Origin of the sequence: Shewanella sp. SG41-4 (assembly GCF_014164505.1) — a bacterium.
In the GTDB taxonomy this organism is placed as follows: Bacteria; Pseudomonadota; Gammaproteobacteria; order Enterobacterales; family Shewanellaceae; genus Shewanella.
Window position 1 is genome coordinate 1 of record NZ_JACJFI010000286.1, and the last position, 4,455, is coordinate 4,455.

General features: G+C 39.9%; 6 protein-coding genes. 5 read left to right on the plus strand and 1 reads right to left on the minus strand.

Annotated features, from left to right (window positions below):
- The 5 genes from H5202_RS18210 to dinB all read left to right on the plus strand — a co-directional run.
- A partial coding sequence (locus H5202_RS18210; protein ID WP_182773318.1) for an FAD:protein FMN transferase occupies nucleotides 1–682 on the plus strand: 682 nt, incomplete at its 5' end.
- 70 nt (nucleotides 683–752) lie between these two features.
- The gene (gene nqrM / locus H5202_RS18215; protein ID WP_182773319.1) at nucleotides 753–977 is read left to right on the plus strand and encodes a (Na+)-NQR maturation NqrM; all 225 of its coding nucleotides are present in this window, start codon (nucleotides 753–755) and stop codon (nucleotides 975–977) included.
- 230 nt (nucleotides 978–1,207) lie between these two features.
- Nucleotides 1,208–1,678 (plus strand): bacterioferritin, encoded by a 471-nt coding sequence (gene bfr, locus H5202_RS18220; protein WP_182773320.1) that lies wholly within the window; start codon nucleotides 1,208–1,210, stop codon nucleotides 1,676–1,678.
- 12 nt (nucleotides 1,679–1,690) lie between these two features.
- Nucleotides 1,691–2,158, plus strand: coding sequence for a bacterioferritin (gene bfr, locus H5202_RS18225; RefSeq protein WP_182773321.1), 468 nt, complete (start codon nucleotides 1,691–1,693; stop codon nucleotides 2,156–2,158).
- A gap of 135 nt (nucleotides 2,159–2,293) precedes the next feature.
- On the plus strand, nucleotides 2,294–3,373 hold the full coding sequence (gene dinB, locus H5202_RS18230; RefSeq protein ID WP_182773322.1) for a DNA polymerase IV: 1,080 nt from the start codon (nucleotides 2,294–2,296) through the stop codon (nucleotides 3,371–3,373).
- Between the two features lie 103 nt (nucleotides 3,374–3,476).
- Here the strand turns inward: dinB and pepD are convergent.
- Nucleotides 3,477–4,455 (minus strand): beta-Ala-His dipeptidase (gene pepD / locus H5202_RS18235; protein ID WP_182773323.1); only part of this gene is annotated, 979 nt, incomplete at its 5' end.

Below are 4,455 nucleotides of genomic sequence, written 5' to 3' on the forward strand. Positions count from 1 at the left end.
TGATGGGGCATTAGATATTACATTAGGGCCCGTGGTTAATTTGTGGGGTTTTGGTCCCGATAAGCGACCTACAACCATCCCAACTCAAGCTCAAATAGATAACGCTAAAGCTAAGATGGGCATCAAGGAATTGTCGATAAAAGACTTAACATTAATTAAGCATAATGCTGACTTATATGTTGATTTATCCTCGATAGCAAAAGGCTTTGGTGTTGATAAAATTGCCGCTTTATTGGATAAGTATCATGCATCCGGTTATTTAGTCGAAATAGGCGGTGAGCTCAATGTTAAAGGTACTAAGGCCGATAATATTCCATGGCGAGTGGCTGTTGAGCAACCTACGAGTGAAGGACAAGCGGTTCAACAAGTGATTGAGCCTGGCACAATGTCATTAGCAACATCAGGTGATTATCGTAACTTTTATCAAGAGAATGGCGAACGATTTTCACATTTAATTGATCCTCGTAACGGTTACCCTATTAAGCATCAACTTGCCTCAGCAACCGTGTTACACTCTAGTTGTATGACCGCAGATGGATATGCCACCGCTATGATGGTGTTAGGTACTGAGGCTTCATTGGCGCTTGCTAAAGAGAAAAATTTAGCAGTAATGTTAATCGAGAAGCAAGAACAGGGTTATCAGGTCTATTACAGCGATGCGTTTAAATCGTATGTTAAGTAGGTTCTTTATTTTTAAACTGATTAATTAAAACACGTTATACCCTAATCTGAATGAGTAATTGGAGTCTGTAATGAGCACATTTATAGCAGCGTTTGTAATGTTATTATTGTTCTTTTTGTTAATGTCTATCGGCTATATCGTAAAGAAGAAAGCGGTAGAGGGTAGTTGTGGTGGCTTAGGTGTTTTAGGTATTGAGAAAGCATGTGATTGTGACGATCCATGTGATAAACGCAAACGCCGTATGGAAAAAGAGCAAGCTCGTAATGAGTTGCTTAATCAAAATCGAATTATTTAACGTCGTAAATACTTAAAGCATCGGTTATTAAACTAATGCTTTGTAAAGAGCCTTCATTTAGAAGGCTTTTTTATGTTCGTGTATTGCTAACGAGTTACAAAGCTTAGTTATAATGATAATGGTTATCAATTATAAGCGCTTGAAAACAAAAGGAAATTTGCATTTTTACCTATAGTGTTTTATCCTGTTTGTAATTGATCGAGATCACATTATTTATCGAGGACATTGCTATGAAAGGTCATCCTAAAGTCATCAGCCAACTCAATCGTGTACTTACCTGCGAGCTGACAGCCATCAATCAATATTTTTTACATGCACGCATGTTTAAACATTGGGGATTGGAAAAGCTTAATGAGAAAGAGTATAAAAAATCGATTGAAGACATGAAGCATGCTGACAAGCTGATTGAACGTGTATTGTTTCTCGAAGGTTTACCTAACCTACAACAGTTAGATAAATTACGTATTGGTGAGCACGCTGAAGAAATGCTTAGCTGTGATCTAACGGCTATTACGGAGCAAATTGCCGTTTTGCGTGAAGCCATTAAGGTATGCGAAACTCAGCAAGATTATGTTAGCCGCGATTTATTTGAAGATTTACTCGAAGATGAAGAAGAACATTTAGATTGGATTGAGTCTCAGCAAGAGCTAATTAATCAAACGGGTATTCAAAATTATCTTCAATCACAAATTAACGACTAATAGGACATTATTATGAAAGGTCATCCAGAAGTCATCGATGCTTTAAATAGTTTATTAACCGGCGAATTGTCTGCCATGGATCAATATTTTGTCCATGCTCATATGTATGAAGATTGGGGATTCAATGAACTGTATACCCGTATTCTGCATGAGTCAGACGACGAGAAGTTGCATGCTGCTAAATTGGTTCAACGCATTTTGTTTTTAGAAGGCACTCCAGATGTTGGTAGCCGTGAAGCGTTGAATATTGGCAAAGATGTGCAAGAAATGCTGCAAAATGATCTTGCGTACGAATATCATGTAGCAGATCATTTACGTAAAGTTATCGCGCTATGTGAAGAAAAAGCGGATTATCAAAGCCGTGAAATTTTAGAAGTATTATTAGATGACACTGAATCTGATCATATGTACTGGTTAGAGAAGCAACTCGGTCTTATTGAACGTGTTGGTTTACAAAACTATTTACAGACCAAAATGTAATCATTGCTAGAGACCAAAGTATTTTACAGAAGCCCAACTAAGTTTGGGCTTTTTTGTGTCTGTAAGAGAATGATTGAATACTGTTTTTATATACAGTATCATTGTTTCAATTAAGATAATGATGATGGTTATAGAATGCGTAAAATCATTCACATCGATATGGATTGTTATTTTGCCGCGGTAGAAATGCGCGATTTTCCTGAACTACGAGGAAAGCCCATTGCTGTCGGCGGCAGAAGTGACCGCCGAGGTGTGATAAGTACCTGCAGCTATGAGGCCCGCAAATTTGGGGTGCGTAGCGCTATGTCCAGTTATCATGCTTTGCAGTTGTGTCCGCAGTTGATTTTAGTGCCAGGGCGGATGGAAGTGTATAAATCAGTGTCACTGCAAATACGTGAGATTTTTCATCGATATACTGATCTTGTCGAACCCTTGTCTTTAGACGAAGCTTATCTTGATGTTACAGATTGCGACCTTCACCAAGGCAGTGCGACATTAATTGCCAAGGCGATACGAGATGAAATTTTTGAGGTCACTGGATTAACGGCTTCAGCAGGTATTGCACCCATTAAGTTTTTAGCCAAAATTGCATCCGATTTAAATAAGCCTAATGGACAATATGTTATCACCCCAAGTCAAATTGCTGATTTTGTAAAAGACCTACCGCTGAGTAAAATTCCTGGAGTTGGTAAAGTCACTTCAAAAAAGTTAGCCGCTATTGGCTTAACCACTTGTTATGATGTGCAGCAATACCCTAAAGTGCAATTAATTGAGGCCTTTGGTAAGTTTGGCCATGTGTTGGCTGAGCGTGCTCAAGGGATCGATTTAAGACAAATTAGTCCGCATCGAGTGCGTAAGTCTGTCGGCGTTGAAACCACATTAGCCAAAGACATTTTTACGTTAGAGCAATGTCATCAGGTATTACCGCAGCTTATTCAAGAGCTGAGTACTCGGGTTCGTCGCAGTGCAAAAGACCGACAGATCCATAAGCAGGTTGTGAAACTGAAATTTAATGATTTTAAGCAGACAACCATCGAGCATCGCAGTGATGAGATTTCGATTAACCTGTTTCATGAGTTATTGCTGCAAGCATTACAACGAAGCCAAGGGCGAGGAATTCGGTTACTCGGTGTGAGCGTTGGCCTAGCGGATGTGACGTTGAACAAGACTGATAACAGTACTGATCAAATTACCCAGCTCGATTTACAATTTTAGGCTTACATTTTATAACTGAAACGAGAAACAGCAAAAAGGCGACATTTCTGTCGCCTTTGATTGATGTCCTATCTGCCGATTATGACCATAATCTTTCGAACCATTATGCTTCTTTAGCAGGAATGCGCTCTAATACTGCAAGCAGTAATTTCCAATATTGACCAACCGTGGTGATGTTGACCATTTCATCTGGGCTGTGCGGATAACGAATCGTCGGACCAATCGATACCATGTCCATGTGCGGATAAGGTTCTTTAAATAAACCACATTCAAGACCCGCATGAATAACCATCACGGTAGGATCTTTTTTATAAATATCGTTATAGGTGTCACGCACAATTGCCATAACAGGTGAGCTAGTGTCTGGTTTCCAACCTGGATAAGCACCGCTTAAATCAATGCTAGCACCCGATAGATTTGATAGTGCGGTTAGCATACCAGTGACTTCTTCACGCCCCGAATCGATTAATGAACGAATAAGGCATAATATTTCTACGCTTTCATCTTCAGTGCTGATCACGCCGATATTTAATGATGTTTCAGTGACGCCTTCTACTTCATCGCTCATGCGGATAACACCGTTAGGGCTAGCATGTAATAAGTCGATTAAGGTATTTTGCGCTTCTTCGTCCATCACTTTTGTTGGTGCATCAATTGCGGCTAACGTGAGTAACATGGCAGGATCAGCTACGGCTAACTCTTCACGCACTAACGCTTGAAATGACTCAATAGCTTGTTTTAATGCTTCAACATTTTCAGCTGGCAACATCAATTGAACGTTAGCTTCACGCGGAATCGCATTACGCAGCGAACCACCACTAAAGCTGATTAGCTCTAAGGCTAATTCGTCACTGTATTTAAATAAAAATCGCGCTAATAACTTGTTAGCGTTACCACGACCAAGGTGAATATTGACACCAGAATGGCCGCCTTTTAAACCCGACATAGTCAGTGAAAAGCTGGCGTTGCTTTGTTCTGGTGCTTGCCAAGACATTGGTACACTTATTTGTGCATCAACACCGCCGGCGCAACCCATGTAGATTTCACCTTCTTGCTCTGAATCAGTATTAATTAAAATTTCA

What these genes read in the sequence shown, in the direction of transcription:
- nqrM (WP_182773319.1), top strand. Translation starts at nt 753, where the DNA reads ATGAGCACATTTATAGCAGCGTTTGTAATGTTATTATTGTTCTTTTTG.
- bfr (WP_182773320.1), top strand. Translation starts at nt 1,208, where the DNA reads ATGAAAGGTCATCCTAAAGTCATCAGCCAACTCAATCGTGTACTTACC.
- bfr (WP_182773321.1), top strand. Translation starts at nt 1,691, where the DNA reads ATGAAAGGTCATCCAGAAGTCATCGATGCTTTAAATAGTTTATTAACC.
- dinB (WP_182773322.1), top strand. Translation starts at nt 2,294, where the DNA reads ATGCGTAAAATCATTCACATCGATATGGATTGTTATTTTGCCGCGGTA.